Source organism: Amycolatopsis sp. TNS106 (genome assembly GCF_019330265.1).
In the GTDB taxonomy this organism is placed as follows: Bacteria; Actinomycetota; Actinomycetes; order Mycobacteriales; family Pseudonocardiaceae; genus Amycolatopsis; species Amycolatopsis lurida.
In genome coordinates this window covers 2485606-2512442 of sequence record NZ_CP024972.1, presented here as the reverse complement: position 1 = coordinate 2512442, position 26837 = coordinate 2485606, and the positions used below count along the sequence as shown (strand labels likewise).

Sequence of the window (26837 nt, the reverse complement as noted above, 5' to 3'; positions counted from 1 at the left end):
AGGACTCGCTCATCAACGGCGTTTCTCTCACGTAGCCACCACGCACGCGGGGGGAGCCGTCTATGGCAATGGGGAGGTTGCTGTAGTGAATGCCGAGACGCGACGCATCGAGGCGAAATGCCATGCGGCGCTGGGATCGCTGAACCTGCCCGACCGGTTCACCACCCAGGATCTGCTGGATGCGACCAGCGCGAAGACCGGCCGGAGGGTCATCGTCCAGCCCGCCAAGCTGTCTGGCCCGATGCCATTCGGCATGGTGCTGGAAACAGCCACCACCTACACGATTCTCTGCCCGCGCAACACCTCGACGCTGCACCGCACGCACATCACCCACCACGAACTGGCCCACGTGCTGCTGCACCTGTCGAATGCTGACGCCCCGGAACCGCCGCGCAACCATGAGTTTGAACGCGCAGTCCGGCAGCTGATCCCCGACCTCCATCCGGATCTGGTCGCGAGACTTCGCGCACGCACAACCTACGAGGACACACAGGAGCACGAGGCCGAATACTTCGCGACGATGGCGCAGGCCAAGTTGCGTGCCCAAGTTCCTCACCAGCGGGTCGACGAGGAATTCCCCTCCGGGCTGCGGGCGCTGTTCGATGTTCCAGTGCGGGCCAGCGAGCAGCCCGTTTTCTGACGCCTCTTAAGCGTCATCGTCCCGAACGTTGTCCGAAGGCCGCTGCGGTGTACGCCTGCGGCGGTTGTTTCGGGTTTCCGTGAAACACGGCCAGAGATGGCACAGTTTGGTGAGCACTCAGTGGGGAGCAGAAAAGACATGCGCTTGAAAGCAGCGACAGCTGTCGTGGGGGTACTTCTCGTGGTGGCATCGGCCACCGGATGTGGCCCTTCGGGCTCGGCGGCAGGCACCGGCACTACGCGTGTCGCGCTTATTCTGGGAGGTCAGGCAAACGATGGCGGCTTCAACCAGTCGGGGGCCGAGCCGCTAGACGTCCTGACGAAGGAAGGCAAGATCACCACGCAAGTTCGGCAGGGAGCCGACCTGCGCCAGGCAGAGGCCTATTTCCAGCAGTTCGCCGAGGAGGGGTACGACTTGGTGATCGGCTGGTCGGCTACCTTCTCGGCTTCGCTGTACAGGCTCAGCACGGACCCGCGGTACGCCAAGACCAAGTTCTTGATCACCGGCGACTCGAGTGACAAGCAGAAGCCGTCCGCGAACGTGGAGAACTGGACTTACGACAACCTCTCCTACGGCTATCTGCTGGGGTGGATCACGGCACAAGCACAACTGTCGCCGATCGGCATCATCGACGGTGAGCCGCTGCCCGCGCAGAAGAAGAAGTGGCAAGGTTTCGCACTGGGTGTGAAAGCCGTCCGGCCGGACGCCGAGATTCGCGAGCCGACGTTCATCGGCAGCTGGAAGGACACCCTGTTGGCGAATCAAGCTGCGACCACGCAGATCGGGAGCGGCGTGCGCATGATCGCCACTAACGCCGAAGGCTTCACGCCGGGCATTGTCTCGGCCGCCGTGAAGGCCGGAAACGTGGCCACGATTGGCATTGCGCCCACCGCCAGCCCGGAGACACCGCGTGTCAACATCGGCAGGGTGAGGCTGGACATGTCCGCGTTGATGCGCAAGATCATCGACCGGGTCAAGGACGGCAGCTTCGGAAATCAGACCTCGACGAGCTCGATCGCGAACCGCTCACTGGTCTTGGACAACATCACGAAGGTCCAGGCGACGCCGGCGCTTCCGGCCGACCTCCAGGCCCGGGCGCAGGATCTCGCCCAGCAGATCGCCGACGGCAAGATCAAGATCGGGTCGTGAATCCGGTTCTTTCCCTGCGCGGCGTGTCCCGCAGGTTCGGTACCGTCCAGGCTCTGCTGGGGGTGGACCTGGACTTCGGGCCTGGGGTGCACGCCGTGCTCGGAGAGAACGGAGCGGGCAAGTCCACCGCGATCAAGATCCTGGCCGGTCTCGACCAGCCTGACACCGGCACCGTGGAAATGGCCGGGAACCCGGTCCGGCTACGGACACGAGACTCGGCCCTCGGGCGAGGAATCGGACTGATCCCGCAAACTGGCAGCCTGATCGGCGAGCTGACTCTGCTGGAGAACCTCGCGTCGACTCAGCCACGCCAGCTGGTCCGGCGCCGAGCTCTCCGCGAGAAACTGGAAAGCGCGGCTGCCTCCGTCGGAGTGGCAATAGACCTCACCACACCGGTGCGGCGGCTGGGCCGGGCGCAGCAACAGCTCGGCGAGCTCGCGCTCACGGTCGCGCAAGGAGCCCGGATCCTGCTGCTGGACGAACCGACCTCCGTCCTCGACGCCGACGAAATCCATGGGCTGCACGTCATCCTGCGGGCATTCGCCGAGGACGGGATCACGGTCGTCCTGATCACCCATCGGCTGGCCGAGGTCCGTGCGGTCGCCGACGCCGCCACCGTGCTGTCCCATGGCACCGTGTCCTGGACCGGAAAGGTCGCTGACGTCGACGACGAAACCCTCGCGCGGGCCATGGTCGGCGAACTTCAGGCCAGCACGCCGCCATCGCGGGCACCGATCGACCAGAGCACCGAGCCCGCCCTGGTCCTCGAGGGACTATGGGCAGCGGCCAACGACCTGGCGCCGGTGCGGAACATCACCGTGCGGGTGCGGCCCCGCGAGATCGTGGCCGTCATCGGCACCGCAGGCAGCGGCCAGCGGGCACTCGCCGAGGCCGCTGCCGGCATCGTGCCGCCCGAGCGCGGGACTCGCCGAGTCACCGGGACAGTCGCCTACATTCCCGAGCAACGCGCCGAAGCGCTGCTACCGAGTCTGCCGCTGAAATGGTCGGCGGTCCTGCCGCGACTGCGAGATAAGCGCTTCACCCGCTTCGGCGTCCTGCGCGAAGACGTCGTCGACACCTTCGCACGCCACCTGCTCGTCCGCTTCGACGTCCGCCCGCCGAACCCGGACCTGCCCGCTGGCGCCCTGTCAGGCGGCAACGCCCAGAAACTGGTGATGGGCCGAGAACTCGACACGGCGCCCGCTGTCGCGGTCGTGCACGCCCCCACCCAAGGCCTGGATCTGCGTGCCACACAGCGAATCCGGGACCTCATTCTCGACACGGCAGACGCGGGCACCGCGGTGCTGCTCATCTCCGCCGACCATGAGGAGGCCCGTGCGCTCGCCGACCGGGTCCTGGTTCTGCGCGATGGCCGCATCATCGGTGTGTACACCGCGGCCGAGTACGACCACGCCGTTCACCGCCTGGTCGATGCCCGGCCGGACGAGGACGGCCGGCAATGACGCGGTTGCGTGTGCCGGCGAGCGGCCGGGGCCGGCTCTACGCCATCGGCGCGGCGTGCGTGATCGGCGGGTTCACGGTGGTGGCAGGAATTCTCGCAGCCACCGGTGGCGACCTCGCCGTAACGATGTCCGGCTGGGCCTACGGCGCGGTCGGCACCCCGTACGCGATCAGTCAGACCGTCGCCTACGCAGCACCGCTGATCCTGATCGCGCTCGGCGCGACACCCGCGCTGCGGGCCGGTGTCATCGTTGTCGGCGCCGAAGGACAGGTGATCGCCGGGGCTATCGCGTCGACCGCGATCGCGCTGTCACCCCTGGGAAGCCTGCCGATGGTGCTGGCGTTACCGGTCGGCGCGCTGGCGGGCGCGCTCGGCGGCGCGGCATGGGCAATGATCCCCGCGATCCCGTTGCTGCGCTGGCGGGTCAGCGAGATCCTCACCGCGTTAATGGCCAACTACCTCGCCGTGTACCTGCTGACCTACCTGCTGCGCACGGTGATGCGTGATCCCGAAGGCCACTCGACACCGCGCAGTGCCGCCTTGCCCGAGCCGTCGCAGATTCCGCTGCTGCCCACAGCGGGCAGGCTCACGGCCGGCATCATCCTGGTAGCTCTGCTGGTTGGTGCCGGTGTCTGGTGGCATCGCACCCGAACGGCACGGGTTCTCGACGTTTTCGCCGAGAACCGCTGGCTCGCCGGGCGGCTGGAGCTGACGCCCGCGCAGGCGATCTTGGGCGCCGGCGCGGTGTCCGGCGCGGCCGCCGGACTCGCGGGCTGGATACAGATCGCCGGAGTCGACGGCAACCTCACCCCCGGGGTCGCCGGCGGCATCGGGTTCACCGGCCTGGTCGTGGCGGTAATCGGCGCCAGCCGCCCGATCCCGATCGTCGCCGCCGGGCTGATCATGGCGTCGCTGACCACCGGGGCCAGCGGGATTCAGCTGTACTCTCCGACGACGCCGTCCTCGATCGGGCAGGTGACGCAAGGTGTCTTGCTGCTCGCGGTGGCACTGGCGCTCGCGGTGACACAGCGGTATCGGGCACGCCGGAGGTCCGCCGATGACTGAGTTCCTCACGCTGCTACTTGGCGCGGCGTTCATCGCGGCCGCACCCTTGATCCTGGCCGGGATCGGCGAGATGGTCCTCGAACGCAGCGGGGCCGGGTTCAACCTCGGCCTCGACGGGATCATGCTGGTCGGGGCTCTGGCGGGCGTGCTCGGCTCGGTCGCCGCTGGGCCGTGGGTCGGGTTGCTGACCGGGCTCGCCGTCGGTGTCGCAGGGGGGCTCGTGTACGCGGTCAGTGTGGCTCTCGGGCTGGATGTCGTCTTGACCGGCATCGCGATCTCGATCGTCGGAGCCGGAGCCTCGACCTACGCGTTCGAGGTCATCGCCCCGGCGGGCCAAACGAACATCTCCGGGCCGCTGCTGCCGACGGTCACGGTGCCGGGCCTGGCCGAACTGCCGGTGGTGGGGCCGCCGTTGCGGACGCTGAGCGTGGGGCTGTGGCTGGCGGTCGCCGTGGCGCTCGTGGCGGCATGGGCGCTTCGGTTCACCCGCGCCGGACTGCGGATGCGGGCGGCCGCCGATCGCGAGACGGCAGTGCAGCGTGGCATCGCGGTCGGCCGCTACCGGCTGGTGGCGGCGCTGATAGCCGGTGGGCTAGCCGGGGTCGCCGGGGCGACTCTGACCCTTACCACCATCGGAACCTTCACCCCGCTCATGACCGGTGGGCGAGGGTTTTTGGTACTCGCGGTCGTCATCATCGGACGCCAGACAGCCAGTGGTGTGGCGGCCGGTGCCGCGCTGTTCGCGGTCATGGACGGACTGGGGCTATTGGCACAGACCCGCGATCTCGGTCTCCCCACCGAGGCTTACCACGCACTGCCGTACCTCGCCGCGCTGATCGTGCTGTGTGTCCATGCCGCCCGGCAGACCCGCCGAGACACCAGGAGGATCAGCGACGGCCCCATCCCGACCTCCTCGCCCGTCACACCCGGTGCCGATGTCCTCCCATCGGACACGCAGGATTCTCGTCCCCATCCGAAAGGTTCCCCTCATGGCAGACCGAACTCCTAAAACTGCGGCGCAGCTCTACAACGCCCTAGGCGCCGCGTATGAGGACGCATTCGGGGGCCAGCCCGCCTTGTGCGCCACCTTGGAGCACCTGCTGCCGTTGCTGCCGCGGCGGGCGAAGATTCTCGACATCGGATCCGGGACCGGCGCTCTGGCACTGACCTGCGCAGACGCCGGACATGACGTCACCGGCTACGACGTGTCGGAGGAAATGATCAAGCTCTCGCGGTCCCGGGTACCCACGGCGAAATTCGAACTGAAGGACATGCGCGATCTGGACTTCGACGAGGCATGGGACGCGGTCCTCGTGTTCTTCTCGATGCTGCAGCTGCCACGAGTGGACCAGGACGCGATGATCTCCCGGTTCGCACAGTGGCTCACCCCCGGCGGCTACCTCGTCCTGGCGACGGTTCCCCGGGACAACCCCGGCAAGGTCGGCGAGTGGATGGGGCACTGGGTACAGACCTACAGCTATCCGACGCCGGTGTTGCGGCAACGGATCGAGAGCACAGGGCTGCGAGTCGTGCGCGAGACCTTCGTGGAGTTCGAACCGGCAAGCGACCAAGCTGGCGCCGAGCCACAAATTTACTTCACCGCGCTGAAGCCGGACCCGTCGTGAGGTTCAGCCACACCCGGCTGTCAGCGTGTGCCAGTCCGCCTCGAGCACGGTGGCTTTGCGGAGATCCAGTTCCCGGAGCCGGAACAGCGCGCTGCGAAAGGCGGCAGAGGCCGCCTCGTGCTCGCCGAGCTGGGCGAGCACGAGAGCTTTCTCTCCCAGCGCTTCCGCGGATCCCTGCGGGTCGCTGGTCGCGGTATAGCCCGCTTGTGCCTGTTCGCAGTACCGCAGGGCGAGGTCGAGGTTCCCCGCGGCCCGGTGGGTTCGGGCCAGCGGCACAGCCCCGAACGCCACCCCGTGTTGATCGTCGGTCTCGACCAGCATCTCGACGGCCCGGGAGCCGTGTTCTATCGCGCGATCGAACTGCCCGAGCTCGCGACAAGCTGCACCCAGGTGAGTTCGTGAGAGGGTCTCGCCGATGACCGCGCCGGCGGCCTGAGCCGTACGGACCGCGTACTCGCATAGCCGCGCGGAGTCGGCGTAGTCGCCCCGCTCGAACTGAATGTTTCCCATCTCGACATAGGCAAATGCGACGAACCGGTTCGGTTCCAAGCCCTCACACACCTGGATGGCACGTTCATTAAGCGTCCAGGCGCGGTCGAGATCCTCCGCGCCACCGCGGCGGATGTAGCCTTCGGCGAGCTCTTCGGCGGCTTGCGCGATCCGAAGCGGGTCACCCGACTTCTCGGCGGCCTCGTAGGCCACCACGTGACCCTCAATCCATGCCGCGACCGGCCTGTGGTGGATGTAGAACTCGAAGAACTCCACGGGAATCCGCCACGCGGGGAACAACAAGCCGTTCCTGTAAGCCAGCTCCGCTATGCCCGCGATCGTCGGCAGCTCTTGCTGCGACCACTTGTAAGCCTCGTCGAACGAGTCGAACACCGGCGGTTTCAGTCCCTCCGGCGGTGGCGGAAGGTGAATGTGATGATCCGGCCGCTTGGGGGTGATACGCCAGGACGCGGCGTTGGCCGCATAGAGATACCACTGCACCACTCGGTCAACGGCGGCTTCCCGCTCGTCGGTCCACTCGGATCGGGCCGCTTCCTCGGCCGCGAAGACCCTCAACAGATCGTGCAGCCGGAAGGTATGCAGCGCGACCTGCTCCAGTAGAGAGAACTGCACCAGCTGTTCCAGCAAGCGATTCGCCTCGTCCGCGGCAACGCCGAGTAGCGCGCCGACGGATGCCGCACTGAACTGCTGGCCCGGATGAAGCCCACAGAGTCGGAACGCCTGGGCCTGTGCGCCGTTGAGGCGGCTATACGAATAGTTGAACGCCGCCCGGACGCCGCTGTCGACGTCGTCTTCAACCTGCAATTCCAGAGCGCGGTTGGCCAGGTTGTCCACATGCTGGCTGATCGTCAGGGCCTCGTTCGACGCGACCTGCTCGGCGGCAATGGTCAAGGCCAGCGGAAGCATGCCGCACAGATTCGCCAGGCGAGCGGCCGCGTCAGGTTCGGCATCAACACGCTCGTCACCGACGAAGCTGCGGATCAACATGATCGCGTCGGACTTGCCCATTGAACCGAGGTCAATCCCCTCCGCTTTCGACGACATTGCCAGGCCTGACAGCCATACCCGGCTGGCCACCAGCACCGAGGCGTTACGGGAACCAGGAAGGACCTCGCTGACCTGGCGGGAGTTCTTCGCGTTGTCCAGCACAATAAGAACTCGCTTGGGCACGGGCTGAGCATCCAACGCTCGCAGCCGTCCCTGAAGCAACGCCAGGCGAAGATTGTCAGCGCCGGGGAGCGCAGTGTCGTCGACGCCCAGCCCACGTAACAGTGCCTCCAGGATGTCCCCGGTCTGCGCGGGAGAGCGTGGACCAAAACCATGCAGGTCGGCGTATAAGACCAGGTCAAACCTCTCTTGGTGGGTATTGGCCCACCGGCGTAGCAACGCGGTCTTACCGACCCCCGGAGGTCCCTTCACGAAGGCGACGGTCGACCGGTCCGAGCGAGCCCTATCGATCAACTCGGAGGTCAGCTCTGAGAGTGCGTCTTCGCGACCAACGAAATGCGGAGTCGCCGGAGGTAGCCCGGCATACGGCTCCGCCCTAGCGGCCGCCGCCAGGAGAATAAGGGTTCCGCCAGCCTCCAGGACCTTATCGAGGAGCGCTGCGCCCTCCATCGTCGGCGGTAGCCTGCCGTTCTCCATCCTGCTGAGCATGCTGTAGCTGTAGCCGACGCCGAGTTTGTCCAAATCGCGCAGCGTCAGACCACGCAGTTCCCGCCAGCTTCTGAGCGCATCCCCGAACTGCTTAATGGCCGTAGGCGGCTCAGAGTTCGAGCCGCCGGACTTCCTCGGCATTCCGCCCCTCTTCCACCCCGTTGCACTCTCATGATCGTGCCATACATCGTTACCGGGCAAAGCCGATATTGACAACGTCGACACCCGACTGCACCTGCGACGACGCAGGAGAACGACGCCGACAGTACCCGCCGGTAGCCTCCGCAGCTGTTACATCGAACTTGAAACAGCAGGTACTAGCACTGCCACGCACCGTGACGCCAGAATTCTCGATGGGGATGGGAGAACATGATGAATTCTGGAAGTCTCTGCGAGACCACGGGTGACTAGCTGGCTGAGCTACGCCGCGGCGCTACTCACGATCGCCGCCGCTATGACCAAGTTTCTGGCCACCCGCGACTCCGGACGTCCTTGGACACGAGCCCGGCGGTTCCTGATCACCGGCCTGCTCCTCTTGGCTGCCGCCTTGGTGCTCGCCGCGCCCGCATCCATGCAGGCTATCGGGCTTTGCGCGGCCATGCCGAACCTGGGACGTCTCGGCGCGGACCTCCTGGCGATGGGAGCCGCCTACTGCATCCTCGCCCTGTCGACGGCAGCTCCCGACCGAGACCCCCACCCGCGGCGCCGCCTCTTCCGCCACGGGGCTGTGTTCGTCATCGGTGCCGTGGTGATGGCGGTTCTGCTCGACGCCGCGAATACAGCACAGACCAGCTCCTTCGTCTCAACGTATGGACACGACCCGCTGATCACCCTCTACCTGGCGATCTATGCGGGATATCTGATCTGGAGCATGGTGACCTTCCATTTGCTGGGGCATCGTTACTTCCACGCACCATCGACCACGATCGTCGCCCGAACAGGATTCAGGATGGTGCAGGGCGGTCTCTGCTGCGGTTACCTGTGGTTGCTGACGCAGCTGGCGGACGTTCTCGCTCGTCACACCAGCTGGCCGATCGCGACGCCGGCGGCTTGCCACACCGTGCTACCGGGGTTGTGCGCAATTCTCGTGGCGGCCGGTGTGTCCTTCCCCGAGTGGATGCCACCGCTGCTGCGGACCCGGACTGGACGGGTTCTGCTGCGACCAGTTGCCCATGTTCGGGTCATGCTCGCGCTGGCCATGGTCAGTCTGCTGTGGCGTCCCCTGGTCCGTGCCTTCCCGGAGGTCGTCGTCGACGTTGCCTACTGTGGCCGGACAACGATGCTGTACCGACGGGTGATCGAGATCCGGGACATCCAGCTCCTGCTGGCGCCCTACGTCCATCCGGACGCCCAGTTCATGGCTGCAGCCCGAATACGACGGGAACCCACACACGAACACAGCCTCGCATTGATCGAGGCTGCGACCTTGGCCACGGGGCTGGACGCCTTCGGCGTACGGCGGCGGTATCCAACCGCGGAATCCCCGACGGTCGACTACGTCGACCACGATCGGATCGTGGCCACGCCGTTCGACGAAGCCCGCCACCTCGCGGCAGTCGCGGTGGCGTTCCGGTTTAGCCGCACCGTCCGCTTCGTGCGCCGCTCGTTGCGTCCGATCGCCGCGCACGCCGCTGCCGCGGTCGCCTCCTGTCGGTCATGACCATCGCTCCGGCCGGTCGCGACTCGCGTGTCCAGCTGCTCACGACATCCAGCGCGTGGGCACAACAAGGCATCGCAACGCGGTGCCGTGTTCACGACCTGTCGTCGCTGCCACGCGACCGGCGACGTTGTCCTCCGGGTACGCGGTTGCGCAGGGCTGACCTAGCTGACGTGAACGGGAAGGTTGAGCAGGCCCCGGTTACGGAACGACAGTCGCCATCGCAAGTGGTCGTGGGGGAGCGCCAAGGTCAGTTCGGAGTACCGGTCGAGCAGTGCGGTCAGGCCGACCTCGATCTCGATCCGTGCCAGTGGCGCGCCGATGCAGTAGTGCGGTCCATGCCCGAATCCGAGGTGCGGGTTGTCCTCGCGGCGCGGATCGAGGACGTTCGGGTCGGCGAAGCGATCCGGATCGCGGTCGGCGGACGCCAAGGACAGCATCACCGTGTCGCCGGCGGGAATCGTGACCCCGCCGATGGTGACATTGGCGGTGGGGAAGCGGCGAATGGCGAGCTGTGCAGGAGAGCAGAACCGCACCAATTCCTCCACCGTGGATGGCAGCAGCGCACGCTCGTCGCGCAGCCGAGCAAGAAGCTGCGGCCGGGACAGCAACGCGGCGAGGCTGTTGCCGATCTGGTGCACCACGTTCTCGTAGCCTGCCCCGAGGATGAGAAACAGCGCACTGATCAGCTCTGCCTCGGACATCCGGCCTTCGACGTCGCGTTCGTCGATCAACGCGCTGATGAGGTCCTCACCCGGGTCCGCGCGTTTCGCCGCCGCGAGCCCCAGCAGGTACCGCCACAGCGATTTCACCGCGAGGCCGACGTCGGCGGCGCTGGTGGGGGCGAGCATCCGATCGGTCCAGGAGCGGAAATCGGGACGGTCCGCGGAAGGAATTCCGAGCAGTTCGCAGATCACGGTGATCGGCAGCGGCGCGGCGAACGCCTCGATCAGGTCCACCTCGCCGAAGTCGGGGAGGGTGGCGAGCAGGCCGTCGGCGATCTCCTGAATCCGGGGACGCATGCCTTCGACACGGGTTCGGGTGAAGCCGCGTCCGAGGATCGGCCGCAGGCGACTGTGGTCGGGCGCGTCCATGTTGAGCAGGTTCGCGTCCAGTTCCGGCGGCAGGTCGAAACCTCGATAGCCGGTGCCCGCATTTCGCTTGTCCAGCGACAGCCGCGGGTCCGCGAGCGCGGCGCGGACGTCGTCGTACCGCGTCACGAGCCATACCCGGGCACCGTCCGGCAATACCGCACGGTGCACAGACTGCTCGGTTCGCAGCGCGGCGTAAGCCGCGTCCGGGTCCTTCAGGAACGTGGTGTCGAACTGAACAATGTCGTGGCCGGGCACGGCCATGTCGATCCTCCCCTGTCGGTGCACTACCAATTCGATCGTAGAGCGCCGCGACAGGCTGGAGGCCACCGCGCCAGCAGCAGGCGCGCGCTGTGCGGGCTGGATCGCGGGCCTGACTGGCCATGCAGGGAATGTGATGCCTCGACATAGGCATCACAAGGCTGAATCAAGGTCGATCTACAAGATCGTTCCACAGGGAGGATGAAGGAATGAATGGGCGCTTTCCACCGCCGGAGGGACCCTACGGGCCGCCGAATCAGCAGCACCATGGTTTCACGCCCCGCCCCAGATCTACGCAGTCGTCGTTCCCGCCCGCCGGAGCGATGCCCCCGCCTCCGACTCCGCATTTTCCTGGGGCGCAAACGCCGATGCCGCCGAGGAAACCACGACGTGGCCTGAAAGTCACACTGGTGCTCGTTCTGGTCGCCGTTCTCGGATTCGTCGGTACAGCCATCGTGCGCTCCTGGATGTCCCCGTCGGCACGTGATCTGACGCCGGCGGAGGCAGATCTTGGCTCGGGTTCGGTGACCGATCCCATCAGGTACGCCGTCAACGTGCCCGCTCGCGAATCCCGTCAGTACCCGATGGACCTGCCCGGCGTGCAGCCCGGTACGGCACTGACCAATCAGCAGCTCGGCGGAGTGGATCCCCGGACGCTGCTGTGGGTCACGCTCAAGCGGCAGGCCCAGCGCCCGGTGACCGACTCGATCAGCCGCTGGTACGGTTCGATCAACGAGTACGAGCAGTCCTACCCCGCGGCGCACACCTCGATCCGCTCGGCGATCGACTGGCGCACCAGGGAGTTCACCCGGGATGACGTCAAGATCAATGGCGACAACACGATCGACACCTACGTCATTTTCCGCTGCGTCGGCTCCCCGACCGGGGCGGCGCGCGAGGGCACTTTTCAGCAGAACCGATCCGGCGATCGTGAAGCCACGTGGAAGGTCGTGGAGAACCCTCCGACGAGTAACTGTCCGCTTCGGATGAAGCCGGGCAAACTCGTGGCCAACAACCACGTCACCGATGGCCTGGCGCCCTACGGGCTTTCGCCCGAGGGGGCCGACAAGTTCATCTCGTACCTCGACCAGGTAACGGATCTTATCCAGGTCGACCGCCCTCAAGCCGTTGCGAGTACGGACGGCAAGAGATACATCCAGCTCGACGTGACCTTGGTGCCTCAATCAGATGGCATGGACGACAGGAAGGGAGCGGCGTTCCTCAACGCCGCTTTCGCCCAAACGGGAAAGAGCCCTTTCGACCAGCCTTATAGCATCAACATCGGCGTCCACCAGGGGTTCAAGAAGCGATACCTCCTTGACCCCGTCACGTTGCTCCCGGCCTACTCGGTGACCCTGTCCACGCCCCGCCTGGACCTGCACGGCGCACCGGTCACTACCGGCCCGCAGCCGGAGATCTCCTACAGTCTCGACCAACACACCTGGCCCGAGACGATCGAACCGGACGCCAAGCGCACCGAGGGCGGTCCGCCTGCCATACCCCACCACGCCTGGCCATTCGACAAGATCCGGTTGCATTGAAGGACTCACGCCGATTCCTGTTCGCCTTTGATGCTCGCCTCGCACACACGGTGATGCCCGGCGAACACGGTCGACATCAGCGCACCCGGCTCGCCTGCGCACGGGTACACAGCGTAGGAGGCGGTGTGAGAACCGCGGTGGTTGCTGCGGCCACGGGTGGTCCATCTCATGGGCGCAAAGGTGGCGCGGGCGGACGTCGACGTGTTCGCTTCCCTCGTTGGCTGGCGTGCTCACGCGCGTTCTACGTGAGTCTCAACAAAGCCTGCGAGCCGCGACCAGGTGCTACCGAAGGTATTTCCGCTCCCGAGCACGAGCCGAAGAAACCCGTTCGGCGGGTCAGTGGGAATTCTGGTGAGCTGGACGACCTCATAGGCGTTCACACTGCTCTGCTGAAGCTGCCTCAGCTGACGCTCCTGTGGTCGCCATTCTGCTTGTTGGGCGTGAGTGAGCTGAGGAAATCGCGTTATCCAAGGGGCCAGCTGTGGAGCGAGTACCTCGTGCACGGCGGGAAGAACATCGTCGCGTACCAGGTTATCAAGGTCCTTGCCGTTTGGTGGTGCTACAACCAGCAGAATGGCTTTCACGGGCACGAGAAGAGGGTTAAACACCGGCCACTGACGGGTCCACTGGTTCAACTGCTCACGCAAGCCATCGCGGAACCCTTGCCGCTCGCCCTTGGCAGTTGGCAATGAAGGCAAGGGAATATGCAACACGTTGGACAGCAACACGTGCCGATCTGACTCGGCAATGCTCTCGAAGAGGTCGCTCGAGTTGCCTGGTCTGCGGTTGTGGTTGATCAATGTGGTGCTGCGGCTCAACACAGAAGCGACCAACGCGTCATTCGCCGAGAGGAGAGCTTCCTGGACCCGGGATCGGTCATGCAGCTGCAACCACATGTTCAAGTCGGACCACCTCTGCCGCTCTGCCGGTCCGGAGGCCATCCTGAGGTCGAACGTAGGAGTAAGGTCGACGTCCGGCACCTCGGGTACGTGAAAGGGTGACTCCTCTTCGTGGTCGTCAACGAGATCGCGTAGGGCGTTGGCGAGCTCCAGGTCGGCAACAACATCTCGCAGTGGTCTCGCCAGAACGGCGGTGTTCGGTTGTACACCGTCTGGTGGTGCCTGCCCGAGGGGCTGCCAGGTGCGCACATGCAGCAAACGAACCTGACGGTCATCGCGGTAGAGCAAGTGACGGCGCCCGCCTGCCGGTGCCTGCGGCGGTGCAGCGCCCAGTAGGTCCAGATACCGCTTCGCCAGGTGATAAAGGTGAGGTGGCTGGTCCGCCGATGTGTGGAAGTCTAGATCCAGCGCGACCGGTCCGGTCAGAGCCCCCTGTCGGACCTTTGTGAGCTGAGCGACGCCCTGAGCGAAATCGTCGGCCCGCCGGCTCTTATCCGCCCTGTTGCCGTGCTTGAGTGGCTCGCCCGGCAGGTACAGTCGCCGAGTGCGCAGGTGTCGGTACCGCCAGGCGATCGCCTGGCCTTCAGCTGAAGACCAAAACGGCTCAGCACACATCGAACGTTAGACACAACGTCTGCGGACGTAACACAGCGACAGAGTATGGGAACGCAGGGCATCGAGGCGACCGGTGGGATCCGCAAACCTTCCGCCTGTTGTGACTGCTGCAACTCTGCTCTGTGACTGTGAGCCGTATCTGTCACCAGGCAACGCTTCTCACCTGAGCTTCGCCGCTCGTTGTGTGCGGTATCTGTCATCAAATGTGAGAGCTATTTGTCACCAGCGGCTCGAACGCACACTCCCCGCCGAGGCGCTGCCCAGCGGGTGAGGACTCGGCTTTCATATCAGATTGCCCCGCGGCGGTGGTGTCCGACCAGGCCGAATCCACATTCAACAAGCAGGAGACATGCGACACTCAAGCGCGTGAGTTACCCGTTCATCAACAGTTACCCGTTCATCAACATCTACTACGTGCTCGCGCTGGGGGTCCTCGCTGCGACTGTCGGAACTTTCTTGCTGGGCATCGACCAAAACCGTGAGCACCGACGCGGCCGCGGTTCACCCATCCAACGGAACCTGCGGCCGCGTACGGCGCTGCGCGACCTCGGGATGACTCTTGCAACAGGCGGCGCCGTTCTCTGGCTCCCCGGACTCTATGTCTGGGTACTCTGGGGAATCAGCAAGGTGGGCAGTATTGACGACGTCGGGCCCGGCCCAGCGCTGCCTTTTTCTATCTCGCCTCGCGATCTATTTCCCCACATCGTGTTCATCGCGTTCGTGGTGTTCGTTCTCAGCGTGCTCGCCTGCGTGGTCCGCGTGATGAGGAGCCGAGCAGGCCGCGCGAACCGGGACCTGTCCCGGAGCAAGCCGTAGAACGTAGCTCCGCAACAGTTCACCCGTCGGCGCTGGTGACAGTTGCGATTCATAGGTGACAGATACGTCTCACAGTCACATGCTCGTTCCAGATTTGACAAAGTCGCAGGTAGAACGGACGATCGCACAGACGTTCGATGTTGGTGCTGTCTTCCCCACGGCTCCTCTGGTGTGTCGTGGAGTGGTCGATGGCGTGGAGTGGTGGTCCGGCGAACTGGTCGGAGCTGGAGCGGATCGCGTCGGGCCGTCCACCGGCGGGGGACGGCAATGACGCGCCGGCGTGGTCGCGGAAGCGTGAGGGGTATGCGGGGCCGCCACCGGACCTGATGACGCCGCGGTCGGATGACAGTGGTGGCGCGCTGACCCGAACCCCGTACGCCGAACTGCACTGTCATTCGAACTTCAGCTTCCTCGACGGGGTTAGCCATCCGGAGGAGCTGGTGGAGGAGGCAGCGCGGCTGGGGCTGGACGCGATCACGTTGACCGATCATGACGGCCTGTATGGGGCGGTGCGGTTCGCCGAGGCCGCGAAGGAGCTCGGGGTTCGGACGGGGTTCGGTGCGGAGCTGTCGCTGGGGCTGACGGAGCCGCAGAACGGTGTCCCGGATCCGGCGGGAACGCATCTGCTGGTGATCGCCCGCGGTCTGGAGGGGTATCAGGGGTTGTGTCGGACGATCTCGACCGGGCAACTGGCGGGGGAGAAGGGCGCCCCGCGGTATGAGCTGGATCAGGTGGTGGAGGATCTGCGCGGGCATGTGCAGGTCCTCACCGGGTGCCGTAAGGGCGCGGTCCGGCGCGCGCTGATCGAGTCCGGGCCGTCGGCGGCCGTCGAGGAGTTGCGGGTGCTGGTGGATCGATTCGGGCGGGACTCGGTCGCGGTCGAGCTGATCGATCACAGCCTGCCGCTGGATTCGACGCACAACGACCTGTTGGCGGGGATGGCGGCCGAGCTGGGCTTGGCGACGGTGGCGACGACGAATGCGCACTACGCGGCCCCGCAGGACGCGGTGTACGCGGACGCGGTCGCGGCGATCCGGGCGCGCCGGAGCATGGAGGACATGCAGGGCTGGTTGCCGGCGGCGGGGATGCAGTTCCTGCGGTCGGGGGAGGAGATGGCGGAGATCTTCGCCCGCTATCCGGGTGCGGTGCAGCGGGCGGCGCTGCTGGGGGTGGAGTGCGCGGTCGACCTCACGTTGGTCGCGCCGGAGTTGCCGCCGTTCCCGGTCCCGGACGGGCACGACGAAGCCTCCTACCTGCGCGAGCAGACCTACGCCGGCGCTCGGGAGCGCTATGGGCCCCGGGACGACGCGCCGCGGGCGTACGCGCAGCTGGACTACGAGCTCGGGGTGATCACCGAGCTGGGGTTTCCGGGGTATTTCCTGATTGTGTGGGACATCGTGCGGTTCGCGCGGGAGTCCGGGATCCTGTGCCAGGGCCGGGGGTCGGCGGCGAACTCGGCGGTGTGTTTCGCGTTGCGGATCACCAGCGTCGACGCCGTGCGGTACGGCCTGTTGTTCGAGCGGTTCCTCGCGCCGGAACGGGACGGCTATCCGGACATCGACGTCGACATCGAGTCCGATCGGCGCGATGAGGTCATCCAGTACGTGTACGACACGCACGGGCGGCGGAACGCGGCGCAGGTCGCGAATGTGATCACGTATCGGGCGCCGTCGGCGATCCGGGACTCCGCCCGCGCTCTGGGCTACAGCCCCGGTCAGCAGGACGCGTTCGCCAAGGCCGCCGACCGTTGGGGCGGGGTCGCCGCGACCGCCGCGCAGGACGGGCACGGAATCCCTCGTGACGTGCTTGGCCTTGCGTCGCGGATCGAGGGGTTCCCGCGGCATCTCGGGATCCACTCTGGGGGCATGGTGCTGTCGCGGACGCCGGTGTCGGAGGTGGTGCCGGTCGAGTGGGCTCGTATGGAGGGCCGGTCGATTTTGCAGTGGGATAAGGATTGCTGCGCGTCGGCGGGGCTGGTGAAGATCGATCTGCTCGGGCTGGGGATGCTGTCGGCGCTGCATTACATGCTCGACTTGGTCGCCGAACATCACGACACCACGATTGATCTCGGGCAGCTCGATCTCGCGGACCCGAAGGTCTACGACATGCTGTGCGCCGCCGACGCGATCGGGGTGTTCCAGGTGGAGAGCCGCGCGCAGCTGGGCACCCTGCCCCGGCTACGGCCCCGCGAGTTCTACGACCTGGTCGTTGAGGTCGCGCTGATCCGACCGGGCCCGATCCAGGGCGGATCGGTGCACCCGTATCTGCGGCGCCGCCGCGGCGAAGAGCAGTGGTCGCACGCGCATCCGCTGCTGGCCGGGCCGCTGGACCGCACCCTGGGCGTTCCGTTGTTCCAGGAACAGGTGATGCAAATGGCCACCAGCGTCGGGTCGTTCAGTGCGGCCGAGGCCGACCAGCTGCGGCGCGCGATGGGCGCGAAACGGTCCGCGGCGAAGATGGAACGGCTCAGGGAACGCTTCTACGTCGGCGCCGCCGCCAACGGGGTCACCGGCGAACTCGCCGACACGATCTACGAACAGATCAAGGCGTTCAGCGGGTACGGCTTCCCCGAGGCGCATTCCATGAGCTTCGCGTTGCTGGTCTACGCCTCCGCCTACGTGAAGTGCTATTACCCGGCCGCGTTCACCGCCGGGCTGCTGCGCGCCCAGCCCATGGGCTTCTACAGCCCGCAGTCCCTGGTCGCCGACGCCCGCCAGCACGGCGTCCGGATCCGGCGGGCCGACATCAACCGCTCCCTGGCGTACCCGACTCTCGAATCGGACCCGGACAGCACTGGCGGGGTCGCGATCCGGCTCGGGCTCGGCGGGATCCGCCACCTCGGCGACGACGCCGTCACGCGCCTGATCGCCGAACGCGACCAGCACGGCCCCTTCACCGACCTCGGCGATCTCGGCTACCGCACCGACCTCACCACCCCCGCGATGCAGGCACTCGCCACCTCCGGCGCGCTGGAATCCCTCGGCCCCGACCGGCGCCAGGCCCTCTGGGCCGCCGGACCCGCCGCCGCCAGCCGCGACACCCACCTGCCCGGCATCGCCTCCGGCCTCGACGCCCCCGCCCTCCCCGGCATGACCGCCTTCGAGATCACCGCCGCCGACCTCTGGGCCACCGGCATCTCCCCGGACGAACACCCCATGCAGTACCTGCGCGAATACCTCGACAGCCGCGGAGCGCTCACCACCGCCGCCGTCACCCGGGCCGGGAACGGCGCCACGATCTGGGTCGCCGGAGCCGTCACCCACCGCCAACGCCCCGCCACCGCCGGCGGCATCACCTTCCTCAACCTCGAAGACGAAACCGGAATGCTCAACATCGTGGTCACCCAGCGCCTCTGGCACCGGGAACATAAGACCGTGCGCAGCTCACCCGCGCTCCTGGTCCACGGAGTCGTCCAATCCCACCACGGCGTCACCAGCCTCTCGGCCGACCACTTCGAACCACTCGATCTGCGCGGACTCGCCACAGCATCACGCGATTTCCGTTAATGGACAACCGAGTCAGGCGGACGTTGAAGGGTCCCAATTTCGTTGGCACCTTCCCGATGATCTTGACACCCGATTGGCACGAGTGCCATCAAAGTGGGTTTGATCATTCTTGTCAGCCGCTGGGCTGTTCGAGTGGGACTCGGCGACGCGCCGCGAATAGTCGGGCTGCGCTTCAGCCATGCGGTGTAGCCCTGCAGTGGTCCGGTGCTCACCTGCGGCAGGGAGCTTCATGGCGCCGGCGTCGAACCACCCTTCGGTGCCGGTTCGTGTCCGTCTACGGGGCTTGCGCCGGGGAGCGGGACCGTCAGGCGCCTGCACCTCGGCGCTGTTCGTCATCACGGCCCGATGAGCCAGTTGAAGAAGGCCGCCGCTCCGGCGGCCACTCCCAGCCCGAGAAGCAGGGCTTCGGCGATGTGCCGCCCGGCCCACAGACCAAGCGCTCCGGCACCGAGGCCAGCTAGGACCGCCAGCAGAAGAATGAGCGCGGTACGCAAGGTGAGCAGTGGCTGCGGGGAGTGGTCGTCGGGTCCGCTGGTTGTGCGCGACATCGGTCTTGCCCCTAGTCGTGATCGTGACCGGGACCGTCCCGGCTATGCCGGATCTGTAGGTCCAAAGCCACAGCTCACCCTACGTTTTCCTTCGCCGAAAAGATCTTGAAAGAATCCGTAGGCTGCCCGGCTCGAGGCGACATACGAGAGTTCGTGTCGTTGTGAAGTTTCGGCGGCGCAGGCCATCGATACTGAGGGTGCGCAAAGAACCGGGAGTGGGAGCGCATGGATTTGCAGCAGTCAGGTGGAGCGCATTTCGCGCTTCAGGCTGCCGTCAGCGCGAACCTACAACCCGAAGTAGATCGGCAGTTCGGTGGCGACGCCGTCGACCTCCGCGACCAGTTCATGCCGCCGACCGTGCTGGACCAGGACGCGCTGGTCGGACTCGCCCACAATCTGACCATGGCTGGCCACGGTCCCGAGGCCGAGAAGATCCGCAGAGCTGCGGATAACCTCGCCCAGCGCCAGGCGGACGCCACCTTCTACAACCAGATTGTCGCCGCCGAGTTCGCCGGTGCCGATTACGACATGCTGATCGCGGACCTGATGACGTACGCGCTCCCCACGCTGCTGTCGTGGCTGCGCAGAGGAACGATCTTCGGACAGAGCACGCAACGGGGTCGCCCCGTTACTTACGACGAACGAGACCTGGACGAGCTACGCCGCGACAACGAGCTCCGCGAGGAGCTAGCCTACGAGACCATCGCGCAGGCAATCAAACTGTTTCGCACGAAGGGCCTGGACGGCACGGGCTGGACTATCGAGGGCGGTGCGGCGCTGACGACCTACTTTGTCGGTGCGTGCCTAGCGGTATTCCCAGGTGTGTGGCGACGCTGGCGACGTGAACAGCAGCGGGAACGCGTCTACGACCACACCGAGTACGCGCTCGACTTCGACACCGCAGCCAGGAAGGTTCTCGACCCGCGGATCTGCGCCGACCCGGCCGACGTAGCGGCTGCCCGCGACCTCGTGCGCACGGAATTGGCCGCGATGAAGGGCTCGCTCCGTGACGTAGCGGAGCTCGTCGTCCTGCACGGTTGCACGCTGGTCGAGGCCGCCAGACAGCTGGGCACCACACCGGGCGCAGTCGAGCAGCGGCTGCGCCGCTATCGCAACGAGATCACCCGGCGCCGCAAGGAAGGAGTGGGCACGTGAGAGAGCATGACACCACGGCGGACGAGCGGCTGAGCGAGCACGCGCGGTACCTCGCGACGGTGCTCGCCGAACGCGTCGCCGACAAGGACGCCGATCCCACGTCGACGGACTTTGAAACGGCAGCCCACCTTTGGTTGATGGGCTCCTACCGGCAAAGCACGAAGCTGCGCCCGATGGAAGACGTCGACTTACTCGTCAGCCTCGACGAGGACGGTGGCGAGCACACCGGCGAGATTCTTCGGCGGATTCGGAACCTCTACGTGCACGAGGACCTCGTCGACAACGCGCCACGCAGCGTTCGTGTCCAGCTCCGCAATAAGCAGGTCGACGTCATGCCGGTCTTCCACGATGACGAGCAGGCCGATGTCATGCCCGTCGACCGGTGTTCGCACGCAACGACGGCCGGGCGACCGCACCGTGATCGGTTCCACCAGCTGGTGCGGCTTGCCAAGTATCTCCTTGCGAGCGGTATGCCCGCTACCAGCTGCCCGGCGGAGCACGACGAGCAGAGTGACTGGCGTCCACGACAAGTCATGATCGAGCTCTGGCTACTACTGCTCGCCGCTGAAGCCCCAGAAGGTGAGATTCTCGACAGAGGATGCTCACATAGCGCGTGTCGGGTCGTCGAGCCGCATGTCAGGTGCACGGCCCAGTCGGAAGCCGTTGTGCTTCACGTCCCGCAGCTAACCGATGACGAGCTCGCCCGCGCGTGGCGGGTGGCTCGCGAGCGATACCAGCGGACTCTCGACAAGGTGCGGTTGCTGGAGCGTTCGTCACTGGGTGCGACTCGGGCGCGATCGGCGCGTCAACGCACGTCGCCGCGAGCCGTGCAGGAAATATTCAAGCGCGTGAGTGGCGGAGGCGCCGACAGCAGAGCACCCGGGGGATAGCCCGACCGACAGCGGCCTTGCTCCGGTCGTACGCCGAGGAAATGCCACGAGTTTGAGACTGATCTTGACGACATCGCCATGAGACGGTGGAGAAACCGCCAGTCACCCAAGATCGACATGTCACCGGCCATGAGACCCTACAGACGTGTAGGGGCAAATTTATTTCATATTCTCATCGGGCACTTCATTTTGAATCGAAGATGGGACCGGTGTCTACTTAAGGACGTGGAAGTCCGGGTGGGCGTTCCACGCTGCCATCGCCGATGAGTCAAGGTAGACGTAGTCGTTGACGCGGATACAACGGCCTGCATTCTCCAGCTGGCCGAGCAGGCTCGCTGAAGGTGGAGCCTGGAACTCGACGAACACCCAGCCCTGGGTTCGTTCCGCAATACGCTGCGCCAGTTTGCCCAGCACAGGTCGGCCAGCGAGGTCGCTGACGAAGATGTGCAACATGATGTCGCAGCGCATTGCCCTGCCGTCTGCCTGCTCAAGGAGTCGGAGTTCGGCCGGGTCCGTCTCACTGTCCGGTGCGTTGAGCGAGTAGCCGTAAGGCAGCCCGTCGGAGGAGTGCCAGAACTCCGGGTGGAGGGAACTTTGGTTCAAGCCTTCGACGGTCATCTCCGCCACCACGACCGGCTCGACACGCTTGGCGGTGTACGGGCTCAAGACACACAACACGGTTCCACCCACAGAGTGGAGTAGACCACGGCAAGCCTGCTGCCGCGATCATGATTCCACGAACATCCCCTCTTACCACGAAGCGCGCGTTCGTTAGACCGCCCGCTCATGCCGAGTTGAGGATGACGTCGGTAACGCTGCGGGCTGGGGTATTTGGTTTAACGCCAAGGTTCGGGACTTGTATCGTCCATGGCGTGTTGTCGTGGATATGCGGGGAGTGACGTCTGTGTCGGTTGACCTGCCGGTGGTGATGGCCGGGGTTGCGCTCTACGAGCACATTCGCCGGAATCTTGATCCGTCCGGGCGGCTGCCGGCAGAGGTGGGGTTGCCGGATGACGCCAAGGTGATGTCCGATCGGCTTCGGTGGGTGCCTGGTGCTATGGATGGGGTCATCGGTCACCATGGATCCGCCGATGGCACTGACCGCGCCACTGAGGTCGCACGCTTGCTGGCGACGGCGTGCCAGCGGCCATCGGCCAGGCAGCTCCGCAAGCTCTATGCCGGTATCACGGATGACGACGTCATGGACTACGTCGACGCGTTGATGGAAAGGCTGGGCCGCGAGCGGCTGGACGGGAGGGCGCTGCATAGGGTCGGGAAGTGGCTTGCCGTCACGGCCCCCGATCGAGGGCCGGTCAAGCTGGGTATCGCACTGCTTGGTGTCACCGGGCTCGGAGACGACGTGGCCGTCGTGCGGACGCTCGGCGCACACGAAGAGTTCACCCTCTTTTGCGCAGTGGCCATCTCCAACGGGCTACCCGCCCCGGAGTCGGAGTTGTGGGCGCTGGCCGCGTCGGTGGATGGCTGGGGCCGGATTCATTGCGTGGCGCGATTGCGGGACACGACCGATCCGGACATTCGCTCGTGGATCCTGCGTGAGGGATTCCGAAACTCCATCATGTACGAGTACTTGGCCTGCATTGCCGCCACGACCGGAGGTCTGCTCGAAGCTCTGCGCGGTGAGACGGTCGATCGGGGGTTGTTGACCTCCGCTGGTGAAATTCTGGAAGCGTTGATCACGGGTGGACCGGCGGAAGACGTCGACGACTACGAGTCCGGGGCCGACGCCGTGGAGGCGTTTCTCGCCACGATGACCACCCAGGCGCAGACCCTTCAGGACTTCTCGACCGTGGCTACGATCCGCTCCTTCCTCGCCCGCGAGACCGGGTGGGACCAGCGCAGCCAGAACGGCTGGACCGCCACCCGCCGACAAGCCTTCGAGCACGCCAGTGACCAGATCCTGAGCCAGGACTCATGGATCGGCCGCATCACCGCGGGGCTGGCATCAGACGATCCCGTTGAGTTCTCCCTGGCAGACCGTGCTGCCCGTGTCCGGGGCATGGACACCTTCGACGCACACCTCGAGAAGATCAAGACCGATCCGTTCGGCAGCGGGTGGTTCCACGCTTGGCAACAGGCAGACACCGGGCGTGCTCAGCAGTTGGCAGACCTGGCACATACCCTCCTGCCGCTCGACCAGATCACGACCGGGCCAGCCGATGAGCTGGGAATGGGCCCGCAATGGCGCGCCCACAATGCGCTGGACTGGACCCTGCAAGCCCTGCGCGACCATCCGGGCACCGGAGCCGATCTGCTGCTGGCAGGACTGCACAGCCCGGTTACTCGCAACCGGAACATGGCGCTGACAGCGTTCCAACAGTGGCCGCGAACCGCATGGCCGGCCGACGCTCGCGACGTGATTCACGACCTTGCACGTTCCGATCCCAACGACAATGCACGCCGGTTCGCCCTCGAACTGACTACCGGACAGGTAGAGGAGGACGAGCAGCATGATCGGTAAGACAACCACCCTCCGCTGAAAATCCACATCTCGAAGAGAACCAGCTCTCCATTCGCACGCTCATGCCGATGTGCGGATGGCGTGTGCTGGTGTCTGTCGCCTCGCGGAAGCCGTAACGCACATCGCCGGCGGGGTTCAGTCGGCCGGTGGCCGGGAACCCAGCTGCAGCGCCCTATAGACCTCTCTAGGGCCGGTGGCGGCGGTACGCGTCGCCAAGTCTTCGAAGTAGACCCGAAACTCCGTCTTGTGCAGCTCGCGCTCGGCGTACACGAATGGCGCGTTCTTGTCGAGGTTCTGGTGCGTGTCGACGCCGAGCTGAGCTGATCCCATGATGGCTGTATCTCGGCGTTGAATCGGAACCAGTCGGTGGCACTGCGGAAGACGCAGTCGCTGATCGGCGAGTTCGCGAGTTCTGCGGAGCCTCTCCAGATTTCGCTCGACCGTTCGGCTGACGGCTCTTCGTGCCGTTGGCCGACTCTGCCACGATCGACCACGTGTGGGAGAGACAGCCTGCGATCGAAGCTGTCGGCGCGCTTCTCGAGGGCGTGCGTGACGGTCGGGGCGGGGCAGTGTTCTTAGTGGGTGATGCGGGGGTTGGCAAGTCCGCCTTACTCGACGACGCGGAGCGGCGTGCGGGAGTCGGGGTCGAGGTGGTTCGGGCTGCGGCTGCACCCGTGGAGAGCGGTGTGCCGTTCGCTTTGATCTCACAAGTGCTCGACAGGCTCGGTGTCGCCGAACGATTGGGGGATGGCACGGCGGCGGATCACCTGTACCGGGTGCGGGAGTGGCTGCGACGGTACGACCGGCCCCTCCTGGTGGCCACCGACGACCTGCATTGGGCCGACCGTGACTCGCTGGTGGTGCTTTCCTTTCTGGCCAGGAGGCTCACCGCGCTGCCGGTCGGGTTGGTGGCAACGCTGCGGCCATGGCCACGGGAGGCGGCCGATATCGTGGCCGGGCTGACGCACGACGACCACGCGCGGGCGGTGACGTTGCCGCCGCTCACCGAGGCCGGAGCGGCGGCATTGCTGGCCGACCGTGTCGGGCGAACGCTGCCCACGTCGGTCGTCCATACCGCGCAGGTCCTGACCGCTGGCAATCCGCTGTTGTTGGCGCACTTGTCCTCAGCGCTCGCGGAGGGTGCGGATCTGCCCCGGCTCGACACGCCGCCCGACGCGGTGCGCCGTCGGCTCCTGTTGCGGCGGTTCACAGATCTTTCCGAGGACGGGATGGGACTGGCGCGGGCTGGTGCGGTGCTGGGGGTGCGGTTTCGCCCTTCGGCGGCGATCGAACTGGCCGGGTTGTCGACCGCAGACGGTGATGCGGTGCTCGACGGGTTGCTGGCCCACCAGGTGCTGCGCGAGGCCCCAGGCCGCCAGGTGGAGTTCACCCATCCGCTGATCCGTCAGCTGCTGTATGACGACCTGCCGGTGACATCCCGCCTTCGTTTGCACGGCAACACTTTTCGCATGCTCGTCGCGTGCGACCGGCCTGACGAGGCGGCCGAGCATGCAGTGCTGGGCGACCTTGTCGGTGACCGCCGGGCCGTGGCGGTGCTGACCAGGACCGGGCGTGCCGCGTTCGAGGCAGGCGCGTTGTCCACGGCGGTGCGCTACCTGAACGCCGCCCGTGCGTTCGCCGGCGATGCGGCCGGCACCGATCTGTTGCTGCTCACCGGGCGGGCGTTGCTCGCCGCCGGTCGCGCCGACGATGCCATCGAGGTGCTCGCCGCGGCCGAGGATCCGAGCGACGACCTGGTACGGGCGCAGCTCGCGCGGGAGTTGGGACGCGCTTCTTACCAGCTAGGCCGGGCGCAGGACGCGGCGCGGTACTTCGCGCGGACCGTCGAGTTGGTGCGGGTGGTGGCGCCCGGCGTCGCGGTCGAGGCGTTGCTGGATCAGGCCACGGCGGGTCACGTCCACGATGTGGCGGCGTCCTTGGAGCCGGCGCGGCAGGCCCTCGAGCTGATCGATCGCGTCGATCCGGTGACGCGTAGGCGCGCTCAGTCCGCCTGGGGCTACCTGTCCTGCATCAATGGGGACGGTGCGGGATTGGCCGCGGTGGCGGAGGCGGCCGAACAGGTCGCCGCCGACCCGGCCGCGCATCTGGCCGACTTGTCGTGGGGCTGGGGTGCGTTGAGCAGTTATGCCTATGCGGCCAAGTGGTTCGACCGGTTCGAGGACAGCGAACGCTGCTTCGAACTCGCGCTGACCGCAGCGGACCGGCTCGGCGCGGCCAGCACCGCGGGCTTTCTGCTGGCTTCACGGAGCGAGCTGTACATCCGCACCGGCCGGCTCGATGCCGCCGGGTCCGACGTGGCGCGAGCACTGGAACTGGGGGATCTCGCCCCCTTGGTGAGGCGCTACACGACCACCTCCCAGGCATGGCTGCTGCTCCTGCGGGACGAGTGGGATGAAGAGCTGTGTGAGCGGCTGGAGGCCGAGGCCAGTCCGCTTCGGGATCTGGGCAGCCTGCTGACCGTGTGGTGGCTCCGGGGGCGCCGAGCGTTGCACGAAGGAGATGTAGCGAGCGCGTGCGCACGGTTTGAGCTGGTCGAGGAGACCACCAACGACGCGGGTCTCTGCGAACCGTGTGTGGTGCCGTGGGCACGGGACGCGATCCTGGGCTATGCGCGTGCCGGGCGGCGGAGCGACGTCCTGCGGGTGGTGAGTTTGCTGGACGCGGCTTCTGAACGGGTGCCGTGCGCGTGGCCTCGCAGTGCTGCGGACCTCGGCAGGGCGGTGACGGCGTCCAGCGCCGAGGCTGCGGAGCCCTGGTTAGACCGGGCTGTCGCGTTGCTCGAGCAGTCCGGGCAGCCAGTGGAACTCGCCGAGGCGTTGCTGGCTGACGGCGAGTGGTCGTCCCAGGCGGGGCGGCTGAGGCGGGCACGCGCCAGATTCGCCGAAGCTCTAAACCTCGCGGAGCGGGTCGGGTCGGCGTGGTTGGCCCGGCGCGCAAGGCACCAGCTGTCGAGAGCGGGTGGCCGGCGCCGTCGCGGCACGCCGTCGGAGCTGACGCCCGCGGAACGGCGGGTGGCCGACCTGGCCGCGGCGGGTCACAGCAACGCGGAGATCGCCTCGACCCTGTCAGTCGCGGTGACCACCGTGGAGACCCACCTCAGACGGATCTACACCAAACTGGGCGTGCGGAACCGCCGCGAGCTGATGCTCCGCGACCGAACAAGGGCGGACACCTAAACATCCTGGTTTTCCATGACGCGCCAAGCCACTCGGCCGATCCAGACTCGCCTTGTCGAGTCTTCTTTTGGGGGT

Annotated in this window: 20 protein-coding genes; 14 read left to right on the top strand and 6 right to left on the bottom strand. The window is 66.3% G+C overall.

Annotation, left to right across the window (positions count from 1 at the left end):
- The first annotated feature begins 85 nt into the window (after window positions 1–85).
- From CVV72_RS11335 to CVV72_RS11310, 6 genes are all read left to right on the top strand, one after another.
- Window positions 86–640, top strand: a complete 555-nt coding sequence (locus tag CVV72_RS11335; RefSeq protein WP_219152390.1) for a hypothetical protein — start codon at window positions 86–88, stop codon at window positions 638–640.
- 138 nt (window positions 641–778) lie between these two features.
- Window positions 779–1789, top strand: a complete 1011-nt coding sequence (locus CVV72_RS11330; RefSeq protein ID WP_219152389.1) for a BMP family ABC transporter substrate-binding protein — start codon at window positions 779–781, stop codon at window positions 1787–1789.
- A 23-nt stretch (window positions 1790–1812) separates the two neighbouring features.
- Window positions 1813–3252 (top strand): ATP-binding cassette domain-containing protein, encoded by a 1440-nt coding sequence (locus CVV72_RS11325; protein WP_219152388.1) that lies wholly within the window; start codon window positions 1813–1815, stop codon window positions 3250–3252.
- Window positions 3249–4316: an ABC transporter permease gene (locus CVV72_RS11320; RefSeq protein WP_219152387.1), complete on the top strand. Its 1068-nt coding sequence runs from the start codon at window positions 3249–3251 to the stop codon at window positions 4314–4316. The genes CVV72_RS11325 and CVV72_RS11320 overlap by 4 nt, the downstream gene beginning before the upstream one ends.
- Window positions 4309–5325 carry an ABC transporter permease gene (locus CVV72_RS11315; protein WP_219152386.1) on the top strand — a complete coding sequence of 339 codons (1017 nt, stop codon included), beginning with the start codon at window positions 4309–4311 and terminating at the stop codon, window positions 5323–5325. Before CVV72_RS11320 ends, CVV72_RS11315 begins: the two co-directional genes overlap by 8 nt.
- Window positions 5306–5941 (top strand): bifunctional 2-polyprenyl-6-hydroxyphenol methylase/3-demethylubiquinol 3-O-methyltransferase UbiG, encoded by a 636-nt coding sequence (locus CVV72_RS11310; RefSeq protein ID WP_219152385.1) that lies wholly within the window; start codon window positions 5306–5308, stop codon window positions 5939–5941. The genes CVV72_RS11315 and CVV72_RS11310 overlap by 20 nt, the downstream gene beginning before the upstream one ends.
- 3 nt (window positions 5942–5944) lie before the next feature.
- Here the strand turns inward: CVV72_RS11310 and CVV72_RS11305 are convergent, their stop codons facing one another.
- A complete protein-coding gene (locus CVV72_RS11305; protein WP_219152384.1) occupies window positions 5945–8248 on the bottom strand; it encodes an AAA family ATPase in 2304 nt (767 codons plus the stop codon).
- Between the two features lie 313 nt (window positions 8249–8561).
- On the opposite strand from CVV72_RS11305, the gene CVV72_RS11300 reads away from it, so the two are divergent.
- Window positions 8562–9767, top strand: a complete 1206-nt coding sequence (locus tag CVV72_RS11300; RefSeq protein WP_219152383.1) for an MAB_1171c family putative transporter — start codon at window positions 8562–8564, stop codon at window positions 9765–9767.
- A 161-nt stretch (window positions 9768–9928) separates the two neighbouring features.
- Here the strand turns inward: CVV72_RS11300 and CVV72_RS11295 are convergent, their stop codons facing one another.
- A complete protein-coding gene (locus CVV72_RS11295; RefSeq protein ID WP_219152382.1) occupies window positions 9929–11119 on the bottom strand; it encodes a cytochrome P450 in 1191 nt (396 codons plus the stop codon).
- A 407-nt stretch (window positions 11120–11526) separates the two neighbouring features.
- Here CVV72_RS11295 and CVV72_RS11290 point away from each other — a divergent pair, with 407 nt between their 5' ends.
- Entirely contained in the window at window positions 11527–12657 is a 1131-nt protein-coding gene (locus CVV72_RS11290; RefSeq protein ID WP_219152381.1) for a hypothetical protein, read from the top strand.
- A gap of 230 nt (window positions 12658–12887) precedes the next feature.
- On the opposite strand, the gene CVV72_RS11285 is transcribed toward CVV72_RS11290, so the two are convergent.
- A complete protein-coding gene (locus CVV72_RS11285; protein WP_219152380.1) occupies window positions 12888–14171 on the bottom strand; it encodes a hypothetical protein in 1284 nt (427 codons plus the stop codon).
- Window positions 14172–14537: 366 nt separating this feature from the next.
- Between CVV72_RS11285 and CVV72_RS11280 the strand changes: the two genes are divergently transcribed.
- Both CVV72_RS11280 and CVV72_RS11275 read left to right on the top strand, forming a co-directional pair.
- Window positions 14538–14987 carry a hypothetical protein gene (locus CVV72_RS11280; RefSeq protein WP_219152379.1) on the top strand — a complete coding sequence of 150 codons (450 nt, stop codon included), beginning with the start codon at window positions 14538–14540 and terminating at the stop codon, window positions 14985–14987.
- A gap of 188 nt (window positions 14988–15175) precedes the next feature.
- Complete coding sequence (locus CVV72_RS11275) at window positions 15176–18493, top strand: error-prone DNA polymerase (RefSeq protein WP_219152378.1); 3318 nt, start codon at window positions 15176–15178, stop codon at window positions 18491–18493.
- A gap of 335 nt (window positions 18494–18828) precedes the next feature.
- On the opposite strand, the gene CVV72_RS11270 is transcribed toward CVV72_RS11275, so the two are convergent.
- Complete coding sequence (locus CVV72_RS11270; RefSeq protein ID WP_219152377.1) at window positions 18829–19041, bottom strand: hypothetical protein; 213 nt, start codon at window positions 19039–19041, stop codon at window positions 18829–18831.
- Between the two features lie 225 nt (window positions 19042–19266).
- Between CVV72_RS11270 and CVV72_RS11265 the strand changes: the two genes are divergently transcribed.
- Window positions 19267–20196 (top strand): RNA polymerase sigma factor, encoded by a 930-nt coding sequence (locus CVV72_RS11265; RefSeq protein ID WP_219152376.1) that lies wholly within the window; start codon window positions 19267–19269, stop codon window positions 20194–20196.
- Entirely contained in the window at window positions 20193–21086 is an 894-nt protein-coding gene (locus CVV72_RS11260; protein ID WP_219152375.1) for a hypothetical protein, read from the top strand. Before CVV72_RS11265 ends, CVV72_RS11260 begins: the two co-directional genes overlap by 4 nt.
- Window positions 21087–21299: 213 nt before the next feature.
- On the opposite strand, the gene CVV72_RS11255 is transcribed toward CVV72_RS11260, so the two are convergent.
- On the bottom strand, window positions 21300–21776 hold the full coding sequence (locus CVV72_RS11255; RefSeq protein WP_219152374.1) for a hypothetical protein: 477 nt from the start codon (window positions 21774–21776) through the stop codon (window positions 21300–21302).
- A gap of 214 nt (window positions 21777–21990) precedes the next feature.
- Between CVV72_RS11255 and CVV72_RS11250 the strand changes: the two genes are divergently transcribed.
- On the top strand, window positions 21991–23565 hold the full coding sequence (locus CVV72_RS11250; RefSeq protein ID WP_219152373.1) for a hypothetical protein: 1575 nt from the start codon (window positions 21991–21993) through the stop codon (window positions 23563–23565).
- A gap of 135 nt (window positions 23566–23700) precedes the next feature.
- Here the strand turns inward: CVV72_RS11250 and CVV72_RS11245 are convergent, their stop codons facing one another.
- Window positions 23701–23895: a hypothetical protein gene (locus CVV72_RS11245; protein ID WP_219152372.1), complete on the bottom strand. Its 195-nt coding sequence runs from the start codon at window positions 23893–23895 to the stop codon at window positions 23701–23703.
- A gap of 131 nt (window positions 23896–24026) precedes the next feature.
- Between CVV72_RS11245 and CVV72_RS11240 the strand changes: the two genes are divergently transcribed.
- Entirely contained in the window at window positions 24027–26762 is a 2736-nt protein-coding gene (locus tag CVV72_RS11240) for an AAA family ATPase (RefSeq protein WP_370641899.1), read from the top strand.
- The last annotated feature ends 75 nt before the right edge of the window (window positions 26763–26837 follow it).